Source organism: Streptomyces sp. NPDC005004 (assembly GCF_053600675.1).
In genome coordinates this window covers 57,463-75,943 of the sequence record NZ_JBSGAH010000009.1, presented here as the reverse complement: position 1 = coordinate 75,943, position 18,481 = coordinate 57,463, and the positions used below count along the sequence as shown (strand labels likewise).

Sequence of the window (18,481 nt, the reverse complement as noted above, 5' to 3'; positions counted from 1 at the left end):
TCGGAAACGGGGGTGACGTGGGCACTCCGTGGCGACGAGGATGGGCGCCATGTCTGAGACGAAGAGCGCACTGCCCCGTCAGGTCGCCGACGCGTACGTCGACGAACTCGTCGCCCTCGACCCGGTCACCGGCACCTACCTCGGTGTCGCGGAGAGCTCCGGCAGGCTTCCCGACTACTCCCCCGCCGGCCATGAGGCCCTGGCACAGCTGGCGCGCACCACCCTGGCGCGCCTGGACGAGGCCGAGCGGCAGCCCGGCGCGGACAGCGACGCCGAGCGCCGCTGCGCCCGGCTGCTGCGCGAGCGGCTGACCGCCGCGCTGGCCGTGTACGACGCGGACGAACATCTGCGTGCGGTCGGCAACATCCACACGCCCGGCCATCTGGTGCGCATGATCTTCACCGTGACCCCGGCCGAGACCGAGGAGGACTGGGCGGCGATCGCGGAGCGGCTGCGCGCCGTCCCGGCCGCCTACGCGGGCTACCGCGCCTCGCTCGAACTGGGCCTGGAGCGGAAGCTGTACGCGGCTCCCCGGCCGACCGCCACCTTCGTGGAGCAGCTCACCGAGTGGGCCGACACCGGCGAGGGCAAGGGCTGGTTCGAGGACTTCGCCGCCGCCGGACCCGACGCGCTGCGCACCGAACTGGACGAGGCGGCCCGCGCGGCGACCGCCTCGGTGGCCGCACTGCGCGACTGGGTACGGGACGTGTACGCCCCGGCGATCGAGGGCGCCCCCGAGGTGGTCGGCCGGGAGCGCTACGCCCGCCTGTCCCGTTCCTTCAACGGCACCGACCTCGACCTGGACGAGGCGTACGCCTACGGCTGGGCGGAGTTCCACCGGCTGCGCGCCGAGATGGCGAAGGAGGCGGAGAAGATCCTGCCGGGCGCGAAGACGCCCTGGGAGGCGCTCGCGCACCTGGACGAGCACGGCCGGCACATCGAGGGGGTCGAGGAGACCCGGCAGTGGCTCCAGGACCTCATGGACCGGGCGATCACGGAACTGGACGGCACCCACTTCGAACTGGCCGAGCCGGTGCGGAAGGTGGAGTCGCGCATCGCCCCGCCCGGCAGCGCGGCCGCCCCGTACTACACCGAGCCCTCGGAGGACTTCTCCCGTCCGGGCCGGACCTGGCTGCCGACGATGGGCGCGACCCGGTTCCCCGTCTACGACCTGGTCTCCACCTGGTACCACGAGGGCGTGCCCGGCCACCATCTCCAGCTCGCGCAGTGGGCGTACGTCGCGGACAGCCTCTCGCGCTACCAGGCCACGGTCGGCATCGTGAGCGCCAACGCCGAGGGCTGGGCGCTGTACGCGGAGCGGCTGATGGACGAGCTGGGCTACCTCACGGACGCGGAGGAGCGGCTCGGCTATCTGGACGCGCAGATGATGCGCGCGGTGCGGGTCATCATCGACATCGGCATGCATCTGGAGCTGGAGATCCCGGCGGACTCGCCGTTCCACCCCGGTGAGCGGTGGACGCCGGAGCTGGGCGAGGAGTTCTTCGGCGCGCACAGCAGCCGTCCCGCGGACTTCGTGGCGAGCGAGCTGACCCGGTATCTGACCATGCCGGGCCAGGCCATCGGCTACAAGCTCGGCGAGCGGATGTGGCTGCTCGGCCGGGAGCGGGCGCGCGAACGGCACGGGGATTCCTTCGACCTGAAGGCGTGGCACATGGCGGCGCTGTCGCTGGGCTCGCTGGGTCTGGACGACCTGCTGGACGAGCTGTCGCGGCTCTGACTCCGCGGACCCGGTAGGAGCGCGCGTCGCGCTCGGCGCCCTCGGCCGTACGGCCCCCTTCCACTGGCGCGGTCCCGCGCACCGGCTGCTTGCTGGTGCGGGGGCCGTCGCTCGGGAGGTGGGCCGCTGATGCAGGTCAAGGGGCGCGAGGAACCGGCCCGGGAGGCGCTGGAGACCCCGCGCGCGGCCGGTCTCGCCGGGGTGGTGTTCGCGCTGCTCCTGGCGGCGACGATCGTGCTGATGCGGCTCGGCATCCCCGAGGGCGCCGGCGCGGCGGCCGCGCGCGGGTTCACGGACCCCACCCGGCGCGGCGCGGTGCAGACGGCGCTGGCGCTGATCCCGTTCGCGGGCATCCTCTTCCTGTGGTTCCTCGGCGCGGTGCGCGCCCATGTGGGCGAGGTCGAGGACCGGTTCCTGGCGACCGTGCTGCTCGGCAGCGGTCTCGTCTTCACCGCGACCCTGTTCGGCGCGGCCGCGGCGGCCTCCGCCGTGCTGGCGGTCTCGCACCCGGCGGGCAGCACGCCGTCGCCGGAGACCTGGGACTTCGGGCGGCACTTCGCGTACGGGCTGATGACCGAGTACGCCATGCGGATGGCGGCCGTCTTCGTGTCGTCCATGTCCGTGATCGGCAAGCGGCTGGGCGTCCTGCCGCGCTGGCTGACGGTGCTGAGTTCGCTGACCGCGCTGGTCCTGCTCTTCGTCTCCTCGAACGTGCCCTGGGCGGAGATGGCCTTCCCCGCCTGGTCGCTGGTGCTCAGCGTGCACATCCTCGTGGCGAGCGGGCGGCGGGCCGCGGGTGCCTCCTAGGGCCTGTCTGACCATTCCCGTCGCCGCCCGGAGGGCGACCTCACCCGTTCGGCGGCTCCCGGCGCGCGGGCGGGTACGCGTGGCTTCCATGCTGGCGGGCGGGGGACGACCGCCGTCCGGACCGCGCGCCGTGCAAGGGGGCGGGCCCACCGGACCTGGCCACCGGAAGAGAGCGGAGCGTCGATGAGAATCGTCGTCGATCTCAACAAGTGCCAGGGATACGCCCAGTGCGCGTTCCTGGCCCCCGACGTCTTCACCATGCACGGCGACGAGGCGCTGCTCTACGACCCGCGCGCCGCCGACGAGGAGCGCGACGCGGTCGCCCGGGCGGCCGCCGCCTGTCCGGTCAAGGCGATCACCGTCGAGGGCGTCTACGAGGGCGCCGCCGCCCATGACGAGCCGCTGGCCGTAGGAGCCCCCTGGGAGCTGTCCGATGGCCGCTGACTACGTGGACTGGCTGCGCCGCGAGGGCCGCATCGTGATCGTCGGCGCCTCGCTGGCCGGGCTGCGCGCGGCCGAGACGCTGCGCGCGGAGGGCTTCACCGGCGCGCTGACCCTGATCGGCGACGAGCCGTACGAGCCCTACGACCGGCCGCCGCTGTCGAAGTCGGTGCTGCTCGGCAAGGCGTCTCCGCAGCACACCGAGCTGCCCCGGCGCCGGGACGTGGACGCGGAGTGGCGGCTCGGTGTCCCGGCGTCCGGGCTCGACCTGACCGGCAAGCGGGTGCTCCTCGCCGACGGCGAGGAGGTCGAGTACGACCGGCTGCTCATCGCGACCGGTGTGCGCGCCCGGCCCTGGCCCAAGGAGGAGGAGGCCGAGCTGGGCGGCGTGTTCGTGCTGCGCACGCGGGACGACGCGACGGGGCTGTGCAACCGGCTGCGCGCCGGGGCGCGGCGGGTCGTGGTGATCGGCGCGGGGTTCGCCGGGTCCGAAGTCGCCTCGGCCTGCCGGGAGATGGGCCTGGAAGTGACCGTCTGCGAACGGGCGGGCGCGCCGCTCGTGGGCGCGCTCGGCGGGGTGATCGGTGCCGTCGCCGCGGAGCTCCACGAGGAGAACGGCGTGGACCTGCGCACCCATGTCACGGTGACCGCCCTGGAGGGCGACCCGATGGGCCGGGTCCGGGCGGTGCATCTGTCGGACGAGAGCGTGGTCGAGGCCGACGTCGTGGTCGTCTCGCTGGGCTCGCAGCGCAACACCGAGTGGCTGACCGGGTCCGGGCTCGGCGCGGGACCGCGCGGCATCGCGAGCGACGCGGGCTGCCGTGCCTTCGACTTCCGGGGCATCGTCACCGACGACGTGTTCGTGGCCGGTGACGTGGCGCGCTCCCCGCATCCGATGTTCGGCTATCAGTTCCTGTCCCTGGAGCACTGGGGCAACGCGGTCGCGCAGGCGGAGACGGCCGCGCACAACATGATCTGCCAGCCGTACGACCGGCGCCCCCACCTGTGGATGCCCGCCTTCTGGTCCTCGCAGTTCGGGGTGAACATCAAGTCGGTGGGCGTGCCGCCCATGGGCGACGAGCTGATGATCACCCAGGGTTCGACGGCGGAGCGCCGGTTCGTCGGTGTCTACGGCTACAAGGGACGGATCGTGGCCGCCGTGACCTTCGACAACGCGCGCTGGCTGGAGTACTACCAGCGGCAGATCGAGCAGGGCGCCCCCTTCCCGGCCGACTATCCGACGATGGACAGGCGCCCCGAGGGGCGGCGGGCGGTGGCCTCCGACTTCCCCGACCCCTCGCTGCCGACCCACGCCCCGACCGTCACTCTCAGCGGCTACTCCCCGGCCGACCGCCGTCTGGTCTTCACCCCCGGCCACCACTGACCGCACGCCCAAGGACCTGTCATGACGCGAGCCTCGCTGGTGCGCCAGATCACCGACTTCGCCAACCGCGCGAACCCGTACCCCCTCTACGCCGAGCTGCGCCGCACCCCGGTGCTGCACGAGGAGGAGGGCGACCCCTATGTCATCAGCTCGTACTGGGACATCGAGAGCCTGCTGCACGATCCCCGGATCAGCTCGGACGCGACCAATCTGACGGAGGCGGGGGCGGACGAGCTGGGGGAGAACACCGGCCTGCCGCCCTCCTTCATCCGCCTGGACCCGCCGGAGCACGACCGGCTGCGGCGCATCGCCAACAGTGCCTTCGGGCCGCCGCACAAGCCGCGCCGCGTCGACGACATGCGGCCCGAACTGCACGGGATCGTGAGCGAGTTGATCGACGGATTCGGGGACGCCCGGGAGGTCGACCTGGTGGACCAGTTCGCCTATCCGTTCCCGGTGACGGTGATCTGCCGGCTGCTCGGGGTGCCGCGCGAGGAAGAGCCGCGTTTCCGGGCGTGGGTCGACCCGATCGTGGCCGGCCTGGACCCGGACACCCGGCAGTCGGACCCGGAGTTCGTGAAGAACGTGCAGGAGGCACGGACGCAGCTCGGGATGTATCTGGCCGGGCTGGTGGAGCAGCGGTCCAAGGAACCGGGCGACGACATGCTGTCCGACCTGGCCGCGGGCAAGGGACCGGACGGCTCCATGACGATGATGGAGATTCTCAGCACCGCCGTGCTGCTGCTGATCGCGGGCCACGAGACCACGGTCAACCTGATCACCAACGGCACGTTGACCCTGCTGCGCCACCCCGAGTACCTGCACCGGCTGCGCGAGGACCCCGGCCTCGCCGCCAACATCGTGGAGGAGCTGCTGCGCTACGAGCCGCCCGTGCAGCTCGTGCCCCAGCGCACCTGTATCACCGACATCGAGGTGCGCGGGGTGACGATCCCGGCGGGCTCCCGGATCTGGCTGATGCTGGCGGCGGGCAACCGCGACCCCGAGCGCTTCAAGGACCCCGACCGCTTCGACCCGGACCGCGCGGACCTCCAGCACCTGGGCTTCGGCAGCGGCATCCACAGCTGCTTCGGCGCCCCGCTGGCCCGCCTGGAGACCCAGATCGCGCTGGCCGAGCTGGCCCGGCGCCTGGTGGAGCCCCGGCTGGTGGAGGACCCGCCGCCGTACCGGCCCAACGCGGTGCTGCGCGGGCCGCGCCATCTGCCCGTCGCCTTCGAGGGCGTACGGCCCTGAGCCTGCGTACGCCTTCGAGGAACCGGGCCCTCACACGCCCCGCAGCCGCAGCGTGGACCCCGATCTGTTCTTCTCGACCTCGAGTTGGGCGTGGATGCGGCGGCGCAGGTCGCCCACGTGGCTCACGATGCCGACGCTGCGGTCGCGTTCACGCAGGGAGTCGAGGACGTCCAGGACCTCGTCCAGGGTCTGGTCGTCGAGGCTGCCGAAGCCCTCGTCGATGAACAGGGTGTCCAGGCGGACCCCGCCCGCCTCGTCGGTGACCACGTCCGCCAGGCCGAGGGCGAGGGCGAGGGAGGCGAAGAAGGTCTCGCCGCCGGACAGGGTCGCGGTGTCCCGCTCTCGGCCGGTCCAGGCGTCCACGACGTGCAGCCCGAGCCCGCTGCGCCCGCGTCCGCTGCGGTCGTCGGAGTGGACGAGGGTGTAGCGCCCCGAGGACATCATGCGCAGCCGGGCGGTCGCGGCGGCGGCCACCTGCTCCAGGCGGGCGGCGAGGACGTACGACTCCAGGCGCATCTTGCGCTCGTTGTCGGCGGAGGTGCCCGCGGTGAGGCCGGCGAGCCGGGCCACCCGGTCGTACTCCGCGCGCAGCGGGGCGAGACGGCGGGCGCCGTCCTCGGCGCGGGCGGAGAGACGGTCCAGCTCGGCGGCGGCCCGCTGGGCCGCGTCGCGTGCGGAGACGGCCTCGCGCATCCGGCGTTCCGCCCCGGCGGCGCGCTGTTCGGCGGCGGCGGTGTCGGCGGGCGGCTGCTGGGCGGCCCGCGCCGTCTCGGGCTCGGCGAGTGCGACGCGTACGGCGGCTTCCTCCGAGTGCCAGGCGTCCAGGCGGTGCTGGAGTTCGCGGTGGGCGGCGGGGTCGAGCAGGGCGGCGGCAGCGTCGGCCGGGGTGTCGAAGCCCGCGCGGTAGGCGGCGTCGGCCAGGCGGGCGTCGGCTTCCTTCAGGCGCGTGGCGGCCTCGTCGGCGGCGCGGGCGGCGTCGGCGGCGGTGGTCAGCAGGGCTGCGCGGCGCTCCAGTTGGGCGGCCCGGTCGGCGACGCTGGCGGCTCCCCCGCGCGCTCGGGCCAACTCCTCCTCCAGATCGGTCTGTTCGCGCTCCAGGGTCTCGCGCCGGGCGACCCGGGAGGCGGTGCGCACGGCGGCGCTCTGACGGGCCTCCAGGCGCTGTTCGCGTTCCCGCTCGGCCTGGCGCAGCTCCTCCTGGGCGGCGTGCAGCGCGGCGGCGTCGCGGCGTGCCTGCTCGAACTCGCCTTCCAACTGGTCACGTTCGGCAGCGAGACGGTCGACGGAGGCGTCACCGGCCTCGACCGTGGCCGTGTCCAGCGCCGCCCGGAGTTCCACCGTGCGGCGCTCGTCCCGGGCGTGCTCCTCCTCGGCCTGCTGATGCGCCTTGAAGGCACGCTGTTCGGCCTCGCGGTCCACGTGCCCGGCGTCCTTGCGCGCCGGAGCCGGGTGTTCGGTCGCCCCGCAGACGGCACAGGGCTCGCCCTCGGTGAGGTGGGCGGCGAGTTCGGCGGCGATGCCGTTCAGGCGCTGTTCCCTGAGGTCGAGCCAGCGTGTGCGCAGGTCGCCCGCGCGCCGGCCCGATTCCAGCGCACTGTGACGAGCGGCGTCCACCTCCCCGGTCAGCGTGTCCCGCCGCCGCGCCGCGTCCAGCCGTCGCCGGGCGGGCTCACGCCGCGCCCCGAGCTGCTCGGCCCGCACGGCGGCCTCCCCGGCGGCGTCGATCCGCGCCTGGAGCCCGTCGCGCAGGCTCTCCCACCCGCTGAGCCAGGCATCCGCCTCGCGCAGGGCGTGCTCGTCCTCGCGCTCCTGGCGGTCGAGTCCGGCGCGCTCGGCGAGAAGCTGACCGAGCCGTCCCTCGGCGCGCCGGGCGGCGTCGAGTCCGCCCAGTTCCCCGGCGGCGCGGCGGGCGGCTGCCGCGAGACCGGTCGCGTCGGCGCCGCTGTGCTCCCCGGGCAGCGGCCGCCGGGCCTGCTCCTCGGCGTGGGTCGCCCGCAGGTGGGCGGTCTCGGCCTCTCGGCGCAGGTCGAGGGCGGGGGCGACGGTCTCGGCCTTGCGTCCGCGCTCCATGCGTTCCTGAGCCGCACGGTGGTCGCCGGAGCGCTCCTCCAACCGTGCGGCCCGCTGCCGGGCCTCGGTGAACCGGGCCTGTGCGCGGGCGAGTTCACGCGCCTCGCTCAGTTCCCGCTGAGCCTCGGTGTGGCCGGACTCGGCGGCGGCCAGTCTGCAGTGGGCGACGGTGAGTCGTTCGCGGGCGGTGCTGCGTGCGACGGCGGCGGCGGCGAGGACCGCTCCCGCAAGGCCGGGGTCGCCGGGGGCGAGGTCGGGCAGCTCCATGGCGTCGCCCGCGGCCTGCTGCATCCGGTGGGCGTCCGCGAGGAGCGCGGTGTCGGCCTCGCGCACCCGTGCCTCGGTGGCCCTCCTGCGTTCCGCGAGCCGCTTCTCCACCTCCGCGAAGCGCCGGGTGTCGAAGAGGCGCCCGAGCAGTTTGCCGCGTGCCTCGGCGTCGGCGCGCAGGAAGCGGGCGAAGTCGCCCTGGGGCAGCAGGACCACCTGGCAGAACTGCTCGCGGCTCATGCCGAGGAGCTGGGTGATCTCCTCGCCGATCTCCTGGTGGGAGCGGCTGAGGTCCTTCCAGGCGCCGCGGCCGGCGTCGTACTCGCGCAGCCAGGTCTGGGCCTTGTCGAGGGTGGTGCCGGTGCCGCGCTTCTTGGGCCGCTCCCACGGGGGCTGCCGGGTGATCTCCAGCCGGCGTCCGGAGACGGTGAGGTCGAGGCGGACCTCGGTGCGCGTGCCCGGCTCGGCGTGGTCGCTGCGCAGATGGGTGCCCTGGCCGCCTTGCCGGGCGCCGGGGACGGAGCCGTAGAGGGCGTAGCAGACGGCGTCCAGGACGGAGGTCTTTCCGGCGCCGGTCGGGCCGTGCAGCAGGAAGAGTCCGGCGGCGGAGAGGGCGTCGAAGTCGACGCTCTGGGTGGCGCCGAAGGGGCCGAACGCGGTGATGTCGAGTCGGTGCAGCCTCACCGGGCCACCTCCCGCACGGTGTCGTCGGCGCGTACGGCGTCGAAGGCGTCGCGCAGGACGGCCGCCTCGCGCGGGTCGGGTCCGGCGCCGCGCACATGGGCGACGAAGTCCTCGGCGATCTGCTGGTCGTCGCGTCCCGCGAGGCGGCGGGCGTAGGAGACGGCGGGGTCGTCGGGGGCGCGCTCGGGCGCGAAGACGAGACTCAGGGTGTGCGGGAAGCGGGCGGCGATCCGGGCCATGGGGTCGGCGGGGCGGATCGCGTCGGTGAGGGTGGCCTCGACCCAGGCGTTCTCGTGGCGGTCCAGGCGCGGGTCGGCCAGCAGCTCCTCCAGGGTCCCCCGGATACGGGCGAGCGGGCGCGGCGCCGGGCAGTCGAGACGTTCGGCGGCGACCGAGCCGCCGGCACCGAGGTCGACCAGCCACATGCTCTTGCGGTGGTCGGCCTCGGAGAAGGAGTAGGCGAGCGGGGAGCCGGAGTAGCGCACGCGCTCGGTGAGGGTCTGGCAGCCGTGCAGATGGCCGAGGGCGACGTAGTCGACGCCGTCGAAGACCCCGGCGGGTACGGCGGCCACTCCCCCGACGGTGATGTCCCGCTCGCTGTCGCTGGCCTGGCCGCCGGTGACGAAGGCGTGGGCGAGGACGACGGAGCGGGTGCCGGGCGGGCGGCCGGCGAGGTCGGCGCGGACCCGGTCCATGGCGGCGGCGAGCACGGCCTCGTGACCCGCCTTGGCCACCCCGAACTCGTCCTTGACGAGGGCGGGTTCGAGGTAGGGCAGGCCGTAGAAGGCGACCTCGCCGTGGGCGTCGGACAGGACGACCGGGGTGCCCGCGGCGGAGGGTTCGGTGCGCAGGTGGATGCCCGCGCGGTCGATGAGTCCGGCGCCGACGCCGAGACGGCGGGCGGAGTCGTGGTTGCCGGAGATCATCACGGTCGGCACGCCGAGGTCGGCGAGGCGGTGCAGGGCGTCGTCGAACAGCTCGACGGCGGCGAGCGGCGGCACCGCGCGGTCGTACACGTCCCCCGACACGACCACGGCGTCCACGGCGTGCGCGCGCACGGCGTCGACGAGGTGGCCGATGAACTCGGCCTGCGCACCGAGCATGTTCACCCGATGGAAGGACCGGCCGAGATGCCAGTCGGAGGTGTGCAGGAGTCTCATGATTCCCGAGACTAACGGGAGGGTCCGACAACGGGCTCCGCCGCTTGCGCACCACCCGCCCCACACTTGACCGTTATGCCCGTTTCGCCCCAATTACCGGGGATGGCAAGCCGCTTCCTCGGGCGTTCCCCGTCTCAGACGTCGCCGTACGCTTCGCCGCCCAGTTCGAAGGCGGCCGACCCCGCCGTCGCGTCCGCGAGCCAGCCCCGGAAGGCGGCCACGTCGGCGTCCGGGAGCGCGATCTCGATGGCGACAGCCTCGCCGTAACGCACGTCACGCACCTCACGCCCGGTGGAGCGCAGATCGTTCTGCATCTTGCCCGCGCGCTGGTGGTCGACGGTCACCGTGGCGAGCCGGTAGCGGCGCCGGGTACGGGTGCCGACCGCGTCGAGGGCCTCGCCGACCGCTCCGCCGTAGGCCCGGATCAGACCGCCCGCGCCGAGCTTCACGCCGCCGTAGTAGCGGGTGACGACGGCGACGACGTACCGCATGTCGCGGCGCAGCAGCATCTGGAGCATGGGCAGCCCGGCGGTGCCGCCCGGCTCGCCGTCGTCACTGGCCTTCTGCACGGAGGCGTCGGCGCCGACGACGTACGCCCAGCAGTTGTGCGTGGCGTCCGCGTGCTCCCTGCGGACGGCCGCCACGAACTCCTGCGCCTCGCGCTCGGTGGCGGCCGGGGCGAGCGCGCACAGGAAGCGGGAACGGTTGATCTCGGTCTCGTGCGTGCCCGCGCGGGCGACTGTGCGGTACTCGTCCTGCATCCCGCCAGCCTATGCGGAGCGCCGCGCTGGCCCGTGCCCCGGTATACGGGTGAGGATGCGGGGCATACGCGCCGAGCGATCAGGCGGCCGGGGCACCGGGCGCCGTACGAGGAGGCAGCACCGTATGACCCGCGTCCCCGTGCACCCCGACGCCACCGGCGCATCCGGGCGGCACGGCGTGCTCTCCCGGAGCCGGGCCTGGCTCCTGGAGGGCCTGAGCGAGCAGACCGCCCGGCATCCGGGGCCGCACCGCACCCCGCACCCCGAGCAGGAGGGTCACCCGTGGTGGCGGGTGATGTGCCTGACCGGCGTCGACTACTTCTCCACGCTCGGCTACCAGCCCGGCATCGCCGCCCTCGCCGCCGGAACGCTCTCCCCGCTGGCCACCCTCGTACTGATCGCGCTGACCCTGTTCGGCGCGCTGCCGGTCTACCGCCGGGTCGCGCACGAGAGCCCGCACGGCGAGGGGTCCATCGCCATGCTGGAGCGGCTGCTGTCCTGGTGGTCCGGGAAGCTCCTGGTCCTGGTGCTGCTGGGGTTCGCGGCGACCGACTTCATGATCACGATCACGCTGTCCTCGGCGGACGCGGCCGCGCACGTGCTGGAGAACCCGTTCGCCCCGCACTGGATCGAGGGCACCAACACCTGGATCACGCTCGTGCTGATCGGTCTGCTCGGCGCGGTCTTCCTCAAGGGCTTCAAGGAGGCCATCGGCATCGCGGTCGCCCTGGTGGCCACCTATCTCACGCTCAACGTGGTGGTGCTCGCGACCTGCGCCTACGAGGTCCTCAGCCGCCCGGTGCGGATCTCCGACTGGACGCACGCGATGACCACCGCGCACTCCTCCCCGCTCGCCATGGTCGGCGTCGCCCTGCTGGTCTTCCCCAAACTCGCGCTCGGCATGTCCGGCTTCGAGACGGGCGTGGCGGTGATGCCGCAGATCAAGGGCGCTCCCACGGACACCTGGGAGAACCCGGCGGGACGCATCCGGGGCGCCCGCAGACTGCTGACCACCGCCGCGCTGATCATGAGCTGCCTGCTGCTCCTGTCCAGCCTGGCGACGACGATCCTCATCCCGCAGCAGGACTTCAAGTCCGGTGGCCCCGCCAACGGCCGCGCCCTCGCCTATCTCGCCCACCGCTACCTGGGCGGGATCTTCGGCACCGTCTACGACCTCTCCACCATCACCATCCTGTGGTTCGCGGGCGCCTCCGCCATGGCGGGCCTGCTCAACCTCGTCCCGCGCTATCTCCCCCGCTACGGCATGGCCCCCGAGTGGACCCGGGCCGTACGCCCGCTGGTGCTGGTCTTCCTGGTCGCGGCCGTGCTGATCACCCTCTGGTTCCACGCGAGCGTGGACGCGCAGAGCGGTGCCTACGCCACCGGCGTGCTGGTCCTGATGCTCTCCGCGGCCTTCGCCTCCGCGGTCGCCGTCCACCGCCGACGGCACCGGGCCGCCACGATCGGCTTCGGGCTGATCACCGCCGTGTTCCTCTACACCCTGGTCCTCAACGTGATCGAGCGGCCCGACGGCATCAAGATCGCGTCCATCTTCATCGTGGCGATCATGCTCACGTCCTTCGGCTCGCGCGTGCACCGCGCCTTCGAACTGCGCGCCACCGACGTGGTCTTCGACGAGGCCGCGCTGCGCATCGTCGACGCCGCCGCCGAGCACGGCCCGCTCCAGATCATCGCCAACGAGCCGGACGAGCACAGCAGACGCGCCTACCGCGCCAAGGAGCAGGAGCAGCGCGAGCACACCCGGCTGCCCAAGGGCGCCGACGTGATCTTCCTGGAGGTGTTCGTGCGCGACTCCTCCGACTTCACCGCCGAGATCACCGTGCACGGCGACGAGAAGCACGGGGTACGACGGCTGCGCGCGGACGGCCCCACGGTGCCCAACACCATCGCGGCCGTGCTGCTCGCCCTGCGCGACCGCACCGGCAAGCCTCCGCACGTCTACTTCAACTGGACCGAGGGCAACCCGGTCAGCCATCTCGTCCGCTTCCTGGTCTTCGGCAGCGGCGAGACGGCCCCGGTCACCCGCGAGGTCCTGCGCCGCGCGGAGCCGGACCCGGAGCGCAGGCCCTGGGTGCACGTGGGCTGAACCGGGCTACGGCTTCTCCCCGCGTGCCGCCTTCTCCCCGCGCGGCACCGTGACCGAGGTCAGCCGCGCCGCGCCGGGGGCGAGCACCGTCCAGTCGGGCCCCTCCCAGTCCAGCACCGCGACGGCCGCGGTGGGGAACTTGGCCCGCACCCGCTCCAGGGTGTCCCCGGCCGCCTCCCCCGCGAGCCTCTCGATCAGGCCCTCGAGTCCGGGGCTGTGCCCGATCAGCAGCAGCGTCCGCACCTCGGGCGGGGTCTCGCGCACCACCTCCAGGAGCCGGGCCGGGGGCGCCTCGTAGATCCGCCGGTCGTAGCGCACCGGGGGCGCCGCGGCCCACTCGGCGGCGGCCAGCTCCCAGGTGCGGCGGGCGCGTACGGCGGTGGAGCACAGGGCGAGACCCGGCGGGTCGAGCGACCGTCCGACGGCGGGGGCGTCCCGCAGACCGCGCGGGCCGAGCGGGCGGTCGTGGTCCGGGACGCCGTCCGGCCAGGCGGACTTGGCGTGCCGCAGCACGACCAGTCGGCGCGCCGGTCCGCTCACGCGGTGCCGCCCAGGCCGCTCGCGAGGTCGAGGGCGAGAAGGCGGTCGGCGTACATGTACGTCTCGAAACGAGCGCCGTCGGAGACTCCGGGCGCCTCGGCGACCTCGCGCAGCACGGTCAGCACCCCGGGCAGGTCGAGGTCGTCCTCCCAGGCGGCGCGCAGCCGGGTGCGTACCTCGTCCGGCACCGGCCGCGAGGGCCGGCGGGCCCAGCCGGCCACGTCCGCGCGCCACCCGGCGACGGTCCGCACGGCCTCCTCCAGCGTCGCGCGGTCCAGGCGGACCGGTGCGGTGCGCGGGACGGAGAGCAGGGCGAGGCGGAGAGCACCCGGGTGGTCGAGGAGCTCGGCGAGCGGCTCCTGGTCGGACTCCGCCCACTCCACGGGGGCCACCGCGAGCACCGGACCGGTGCCGGGGGCGGGCGTGTCCTGTCTGAGGACGTGCACGGTCTGCGCCTCGCCCAGCCCCGAGGCCAGGTCGCGGCTGTCCTCGAAGGGGCGGATGCCGAGGGTGGTCCCGGCGGCGCGCAGCTCGGCCTGTTCGCGGGGCGCGCTGAGCAGGGTCCACAGCGGGGTGCCCGCCAGTTCCAGGGCGCGCACGAGGAGGTCGGCGGCGAGCAGGACCCGTAGCGCCGTCAGGTCCAGGCCGGGCACATGGGCCTCGACACGGGTCAGCCCGCGGCGGGCGGGGGTGGGGGTGACGGGCTCGCCGGTCCGGGCGTCGAGGATGCGCAGCACGCAGCGAGCGTAGGCGGGCGAACGCCCGAACGCAGCACCTTGCGCCGATTTGGACCACGTCGTTATCCGATGAGCGGTCTCATCGTGTCCATGGCGGGGGAATCGGCGCGCGCGGGGTGTTGTTCGAGCCCACGGCACCGTTCCCCCGAGAACCGAGGAGGCCGCCGTGTACGGCGACGAGGCGACGATCCGCAGCATCCTGACCGAGCTGGGCGACACCTGGGCGGTGGTCGGCCTGTCCGGCAACCGGAACCGGGCCGCGTACGGCGTGGCGCAGGTGCTCCAGCGGTTCGGCAAGCGGGTCGTGCCGGTGCACCCGAAGGCCGAGACGGTGCACGGCGAGCGGGGGTACGCCTCGCTCGCGGACATCCCCTTCGAGGTGGACGTGGTGGACGTGTTCGTCAACGGCGAGCTGGCCGGCGCGGTCGCGGACGAGGCGGTGGCCAAGGGCGCGCGGGCGGTGTGGTTCCAGCTCGGGGTCGTGGACGAGGGGGCGTACGAGCGGACGCGGGCGGCGGGGCTGCGCATGGTCATGGACGCGTGCCCGGCGATCGAGATCCCCCGGCTGGGTCTCTGAGGCGGTCCGGCGCGGGACCCGCGGTCCGGCGCGGATCTCGCGCCTGCGCACCATGCGCAGGTGACAGGTGCATGTTTGGGTGTTCGCGTCCACAATGTCCCTGTGGGCGTGGCGCGTCCAGGCGCCGCCCGGCGGAAGGGGACCGATGTGAGCCACCGTCACTCCCGTCACACGGGCCCGCCGCACCGGCTCGCCCATCTCCTCACCCCGCACTCGCACGCCACCGCCGACCGGACCGACTCCGCGCTGGAGTCCTCGGCGCGCGGGCTGCGGGCGCTGTGGGTGTCGCTGGCCGTGCTGGGGGCGACCGCGCTGGCGCAGGCGGTGGTGGTGGCCGTGTCGGGGTCGGTGGCGCTGCTCGGGGACAGCGTGCACAACGCGGCGGACGCGCTGACGGCGGTGCCGCTCGGCATCGCGTTCCTGCTCGGGCGCAGGGCGGCGACCCGGCGTTTCACCTACGGCTACGGGCGGGCCGAGGACCTGGCCGGGCTCGTGATCGTGCTGACCATCGCCGCCTCCGCCGTGTTCACCGCCTGGGCGGCGGTGGACCGGCTGTTCTCGCCGCGCCCGGTGGAGCACCTGCCCGCCGTGGCGGGCGCCGCCTTCGTCGGTTTCCTGGGCAACGAGTGGGTGGCCCGGTACCGGGTCCGGGTGGGCCGGGAGATCGGCTCGGCCGCGCTGGTGGCGGACGGGCTGCACGCCCGCACCGACGGCTTCGCGTCCCTGGCCGTTCTGCTCGGCGCCGGAGGCTCGGCGCTCGGCTGGAGCGCGGCGGACCCGCTGGTCGGGCTCGCCATCACGGCGGCCATCGCGCTCGTCCTGCGGGACGCGGCACGCGAGGTGCTGCGGCGGATGCTGGACGCGGTCGATCCGGAGCTGGTGGACCGGGCCGAGCGGGCGGTCCGGGAGGTGCCGGGCGTGCGCGGGGTGGGCGAGCTGCGGATGCGCTGGATCGGACACCGGCTGCGCGCCGAACTCGCGGTCCTGGTGGACGGCGAGGCCACCGCGCGCGAGGCCCACGCGGTCGCCGTGGCCGCCGAACACGCTCTGCTGCACGCCGTACCCGGGCTCACCGCCGCCCTGGTGCACGCCGATCCGGCGCCGGTGCCGGGCGAGAGCGACCCGCATCTGCCACTCGCCCACCACGTTCCGGTACGGCTCAGCTGAGGCCGAGGCCCTCGATCACCACGGCACCGGGCAGTTCCGCGAACACCTCGCCGGGCACGAGGAGTTTGCCCTGCCTCCGCCCGCTGCCGACGAGCACGTACGGCAGCTCCACGACGGCGGAGTCCACCAACAGCGGCCAGTTCTCCGGCAGTCCGATGGGGGTGATGCCGCCGTACTCCATGCCGGTCTCGCCGGTCGCCGTGTCCATCGGGGCGAACGACGCCTTGCGCGCGCCCAGTTGGCGGCGCACCACGCCGTTGACGTCGGCCTTGGTGGTGGAGAGCACCAGGCAGGCGGCGAGCGTGGTCTCCCCGCCCCGCTTGCCCGCGACCACCACGCAGTTGGCCGACCGCTCCAGCAGCTCGGCGCCGTAGTGCTCCACGAAGACGGCGGTGTCCGCCCAGCGCGGGTCGGTGTCCACGTAGACGATCCGGTCGGCCGGGGTCTTGCCCTTCCAGTCGCGCAGGGCGGCGGCGACGGGCGCGGTCAGCCGGTCGAGGGCGTCCGGCGCCGGGAGGGCGGTGTCGAAGTCTCCGATGGGGGCGCGCATGACGGCACGCTAACAGCCCTGGTCCGACTGGTTCAGCGCACCGGCGGCACGGAGACGGTCATGACCATCTCCATGGGGACGTCGCCCTCGTTGCCGTACGTGTGCGGGATGTTGGCCTCGAAGGTGGCGCTCGCCCCGGCCGGTACGCGGTGGGGTGTGCCGTCCACGGTGAGGGTCAGCTCGCCGGAGGTGACGTGGACCAGTTCGACGGTGCCGGCGGGGTGCGGGTCGGAGGGGCTGCTCTCGCCCGGCATCAGCCGCCAGTCCCACAGCTCCAGCGGTCCCGGCGCCTCGGTGCCGGTGAGCAGCCTGCTGTAGCTGCCCGCGTCCGTGTGCCACAGGCGCACCGCCTGCTCGGCGGGGACGACCCGGACGCGTGGCCCGCGCTCGTAGTCGAGCAGGGTGGGCACGCTCACGCCGAGCGCGTCCCCGATCTTGACGACCGTGCCGATGCTGGGGTTGGTGCGGGCCTGTTCGATCTGGATCAGCATGCCCCGGCTGACCCCGGCGCGGGCGGCAAGGGTGTCCAGGGTGAAGCCGCGCTCGGTACGCCAGCGTCTGACGTTGCGCGCCAGGGACTGGGTCAGCAGGTCGAGGTCCGACACATCACGTCCATCGAGTCCATCGGGGCCATCGGGTTCGCGGGAGGGGCGCGGGGACCGCTGCGCTGCACCCCGTCGTACACCGCACTGTACTGCGGGCGGGCCGCGCGCAGCAGCGGGATTCGACGCTGGGCACCGGAGAAGGGGTCAGCCCTCGGCGTCCAGCCGGGCCAACTGCTCGATCTGCTCCTCGTCCAGCGCGGCCAGCGCCCGGAACTGCGCCGGGGTCGACCCGTCCGGGGGCGGCACGGGCGCGGGGGTGCGCAGCGGGGGCTGCCAGCCCTCTTCCGGGGTCCAGCGGCGCACGACCCGGGCGGGGGCGCCCGCGACCACGGCGTGGTCGGGGACCGTGCCGCGCACCACCGCGCCGGCGGCGACGACCACGTTCCGGCCGATCCGGGCGCCCGGCAGGATCACCGCGTTGGTGCCGATCCAGCAGCCGGGCCCGATCTCCACCGGCTCCATCCGGGGCCACTGCCGGCCGATGGGCTCGTGCGGGTCGTCGTAGGAGTGGTTGGTGGAGGTGACGTAGACGTACGGACCGAAGTAGCAGTCGCGCCCGATGGTGACGGAGGTGTCCGCGATGACGTGGCTGCCTCGGCCGAGGACCACGCCGTCCCCGATGGTCAGGATCGGCTCGGGTCCGAGGTCGAGGTCGGGCATGAGTCCGGCGGTGAGGGTGACCTGCTCGGCGATGATGCAGTAGGCGCCGAGCCTGATCCAGGGCTCCCCGAAGACCGTGCCGAGCGGGAAGGCCAGCCGGGTGCCCTCGCCGATCGCGCCGAAGCGGAGGCGGCCGGGGTGCTCGGCGCTGACGGAGCCGGTGCGCCGCGCCCACTCCCAGACCGCGTGGACGGCCCGCTGAGCGAGGCCCTTCCGCCAGGAAGAGAAGGTGTTCGCGGTCTTCGGCACGCGCTCACGTTACTCACCGGTCGCCTCCGGTGCGGCGCAGTACCGCTGTGATCTTCACCCCATACGACGGGGCCCTGCGGCGGGAGGGCCATGCACTAGCGTGCGCGGGTACGCGACCTCGCCGACGCGCAGGCTGCGCGACCTCGACGACTCGAAGAAGAGACGGTGGACCGGATGACGCACCAGCCCTTGATCGTGGGCATCGGCGGCAGGGAGCCGACGATCGACCCGGATGCCTTCGTGGCCCCCACGGCCTCGGTGATCGGTGACGTCACGCTGAGCGCGGGGGCGAGCGTCTGGTACGGCGCGGTGGTGCGCGGTGACGCGGAGCGGATCGCCGTCGGGACGGACGCCAACGTCCAGGACAACGTCACCCTGCACGCCGACCCCGGTTTCCCGCTGACGGTCGGGGAGCGTGTCTCCATCGGGCACAACGCCGTCGTGCACGGGGCGACCGTCGAGGACGACTGTCTGATCGGCATGGGCGCGACGGTGCTGAACGGCGCGGTGATCGGCGCGGGTTCCCTGGTGGCGGCCCAGGCGCTGGTCCCGCAGGGGATGCTCGTGCCGCCGGGCTCGCTGGTGGCGGGGGTGCCCGCGAAGGTCCGCCGGGAGCTCTCGGAGGAGGAGCGTCAGGGCGTCACGCTCAACGGCACGCTGTACGCGGAGCTGGCGAAGACGCACCGTGCCGTGCACGAGTGAGGCACGGGGTCGTACGGCGGCTGG

17 protein-coding genes are annotated in these 18,481 nt (G+C 73.9%); 9 read left to right on the top strand and 8 right to left on the bottom strand.

Annotation, left to right across the window (positions count from 1 at the left end):
- Positions 1 to 49: 49 nt before the first annotated feature.
- The 5 genes from ACWEEU_RS14785 to ACWEEU_RS14765 all read left to right on the top strand — a co-directional run bounded on the left by ACWEEU_RS14785 (position 50) and on the right by ACWEEU_RS14765 (position 5,621).
- A complete protein-coding gene (locus tag ACWEEU_RS14785; protein ID WP_451732253.1) occupies positions 50 to 1,738 on the top strand; it encodes a DUF885 domain-containing protein in 1,689 nt (562 codons plus the stop codon).
- A gap of 129 nt (positions 1,739 to 1,867) precedes the next feature.
- On the top strand, positions 1,868 to 2,545 hold the full coding sequence (locus tag ACWEEU_RS14780) for a hypothetical protein (protein WP_451732251.1): 678 nt from the start codon (positions 1,868 to 1,870) through the stop codon (positions 2,543 to 2,545).
- 183 nt (positions 2,546 to 2,728) lie between these two features.
- A complete protein-coding gene (locus ACWEEU_RS14775) occupies positions 2,729 to 2,989 on the top strand; it encodes a ferredoxin (protein ID WP_385739885.1) in 261 nt (86 codons plus the stop codon).
- Complete coding sequence (locus tag ACWEEU_RS14770; RefSeq protein ID WP_451732247.1) at positions 2,979 to 4,370, top strand: NAD(P)/FAD-dependent oxidoreductase; 1,392 nt, start codon at positions 2,979 to 2,981, stop codon at positions 4,368 to 4,370. The genes ACWEEU_RS14775 and ACWEEU_RS14770 overlap by 11 nt, the downstream gene beginning before the upstream one ends.
- Positions 4,371 to 4,391: 21 nt before the next feature.
- Entirely contained in the window at positions 4,392 to 5,621 is a 1,230-nt protein-coding gene (locus ACWEEU_RS14765; RefSeq protein WP_451732244.1) for a cytochrome P450, read from the top strand.
- A gap of 30 nt (positions 5,622 to 5,651) precedes the next feature.
- On the opposite strand, the gene ACWEEU_RS14760 is transcribed toward ACWEEU_RS14765, so the two are convergent.
- From ACWEEU_RS14760 to ACWEEU_RS14750, 3 genes are all read right to left on the bottom strand, one after another.
- A complete protein-coding gene (locus tag ACWEEU_RS14760; RefSeq protein WP_451732241.1) occupies positions 5,652 to 8,642 on the bottom strand; it encodes an AAA family ATPase in 2,991 nt (996 codons plus the stop codon).
- The gene (locus ACWEEU_RS14755; RefSeq protein WP_385739896.1) at positions 8,639 to 9,802 is read right to left on the bottom strand and encodes an exonuclease SbcCD subunit D; all 1,164 of its coding nucleotides are present in this window, start codon (positions 9,800 to 9,802) and stop codon (positions 8,639 to 8,641) included. Before ACWEEU_RS14755 ends, ACWEEU_RS14760 begins: the two co-directional genes overlap by 4 nt.
- A gap of 134 nt (positions 9,803 to 9,936) precedes the next feature.
- Entirely contained in the window at positions 9,937 to 10,563 is a 627-nt protein-coding gene (locus ACWEEU_RS14750; RefSeq protein WP_385739899.1) for a YigZ family protein, read from the bottom strand.
- A 124-nt stretch (positions 10,564 to 10,687) separates the two neighbouring features.
- Here ACWEEU_RS14750 and ACWEEU_RS14745 point away from each other — a divergent pair, with 124 nt between their 5' ends.
- A complete protein-coding gene (locus ACWEEU_RS14745) occupies positions 10,688 to 12,670 on the top strand; it encodes an APC family permease (RefSeq protein WP_385739902.1) in 1,983 nt (660 codons plus the stop codon).
- Between the two features lie 6 nt (positions 12,671 to 12,676).
- Here the strand turns inward: ACWEEU_RS14745 and ACWEEU_RS14740 are convergent, their stop codons facing one another.
- Both ACWEEU_RS14740 and ACWEEU_RS14735 read right to left on the bottom strand, forming a co-directional pair.
- Positions 12,677 to 13,210, bottom strand: coding sequence for a SixA phosphatase family protein (locus ACWEEU_RS14740; RefSeq protein WP_451732237.1), 534 nt, complete (start codon positions 13,208 to 13,210; stop codon positions 12,677 to 12,679).
- Positions 13,207 to 13,947 (bottom strand): hypothetical protein, encoded by a 741-nt coding sequence (locus ACWEEU_RS14735; RefSeq protein ID WP_385739907.1) that lies wholly within the window; start codon positions 13,945 to 13,947, stop codon positions 13,207 to 13,209. The genes ACWEEU_RS14740 and ACWEEU_RS14735 overlap by 4 nt, the downstream gene beginning before the upstream one ends.
- A gap of 166 nt (positions 13,948 to 14,113) precedes the next feature.
- Here ACWEEU_RS14735 and ACWEEU_RS14730 point away from each other — a divergent pair, with 166 nt between their 5' ends.
- Together ACWEEU_RS14730 and ACWEEU_RS14725 are read left to right on the top strand one after the other, a co-directional pair.
- Positions 14,114 to 14,524 carry a CoA-binding protein gene (locus ACWEEU_RS14730; RefSeq protein WP_385739910.1) on the top strand — a complete coding sequence of 137 codons (411 nt, stop codon included), beginning with the start codon at positions 14,114 to 14,116 and terminating at the stop codon, positions 14,522 to 14,524.
- 147 nt (positions 14,525 to 14,671) lie between these two features.
- Positions 14,672 to 15,691, top strand: a complete 1,020-nt coding sequence (locus tag ACWEEU_RS14725; protein ID WP_451732232.1) for a cation diffusion facilitator family transporter — start codon at positions 14,672 to 14,674, stop codon at positions 15,689 to 15,691.
- Here ACWEEU_RS14725 and ACWEEU_RS14720 read toward each other — a convergent pair.
- The 3 genes from ACWEEU_RS14720 to ACWEEU_RS14710 form a co-directional block, all read right to left on the bottom strand.
- On the bottom strand, positions 15,684 to 16,241 hold the full coding sequence (locus tag ACWEEU_RS14720; RefSeq protein ID WP_451732229.1) for a YbaK/EbsC family protein: 558 nt from the start codon (positions 16,239 to 16,241) through the stop codon (positions 15,684 to 15,686). The two genes, ACWEEU_RS14725 and ACWEEU_RS14720, sit on opposite strands and share 8 nt — an antisense overlap.
- Before the next feature lie 32 nt (positions 16,242 to 16,273).
- Positions 16,274 to 16,846, bottom strand: a complete 573-nt coding sequence (locus tag ACWEEU_RS14715; RefSeq protein WP_385739919.1) for a helix-turn-helix domain-containing protein — start codon at positions 16,844 to 16,846, stop codon at positions 16,274 to 16,276.
- Between the two features lie 144 nt (positions 16,847 to 16,990).
- Entirely contained in the window at positions 16,991 to 17,755 is a 765-nt protein-coding gene (locus tag ACWEEU_RS14710; protein WP_451732225.1) for an acyltransferase, read from the bottom strand.
- Between the two features lie 174 nt (positions 17,756 to 17,929).
- On the opposite strand from ACWEEU_RS14710, the gene ACWEEU_RS14705 reads away from it, so the two are divergent.
- The gene (locus ACWEEU_RS14705; protein WP_451732222.1) at positions 17,930 to 18,457 is read left to right on the top strand and encodes a gamma carbonic anhydrase family protein; all 528 of its coding nucleotides are present in this window, start codon (positions 17,930 to 17,932) and stop codon (positions 18,455 to 18,457) included.
- Positions 18,458 to 18,481: the final 24 nt, after the last annotated feature.

Coding starts and splice junctions, on each gene's coding strand:
- ACWEEU_RS14785 (WP_451732253.1), top strand. CDS start 50: ATGTCTGAGACGAAGAGCGCACTGCCCCGTCAGGTCGCCGACGCGTAC.
- ACWEEU_RS14780 (WP_451732251.1), top strand. CDS start 1,868: ATGCAGGTCAAGGGGCGCGAGGAACCGGCCCGGGAGGCGCTGGAGACC.
- ACWEEU_RS14775 (WP_385739885.1), top strand. CDS start 2,729: ATGAGAATCGTCGTCGATCTCAACAAGTGCCAGGGATACGCCCAGTGC.
- ACWEEU_RS14770 (WP_451732247.1), top strand. CDS start 2,979: ATGGCCGCTGACTACGTGGACTGGCTGCGCCGCGAGGGCCGCATCGTG.
- ACWEEU_RS14765 (WP_451732244.1), top strand. CDS start 4,392: ATGACGCGAGCCTCGCTGGTGCGCCAGATCACCGACTTCGCCAACCGC.
- ACWEEU_RS14755 (WP_385739896.1), bottom strand. CDS start 9,802: ATGAGACTCCTGCACACCTCCGACTGGCATCTCGGCCGGTCCTTCCAT.
- ACWEEU_RS14750 (WP_385739899.1), bottom strand. CDS start 10,563: ATGCAGGACGAGTACCGCACAGTCGCCCGCGCGGGCACGCACGAGACC.
- ACWEEU_RS14745 (WP_385739902.1), top strand. CDS start 10,688: ATGACCCGCGTCCCCGTGCACCCCGACGCCACCGGCGCATCCGGGCGG.
- ACWEEU_RS14720 (WP_451732229.1), bottom strand. CDS start 16,241: ATGCGCGCCCCCATCGGAGACTTCGACACCGCCCTCCCGGCGCCGGAC.
- ACWEEU_RS14705 (WP_451732222.1), top strand. CDS start 17,930: ATGACGCACCAGCCCTTGATCGTGGGCATCGGCGGCAGGGAGCCGACG.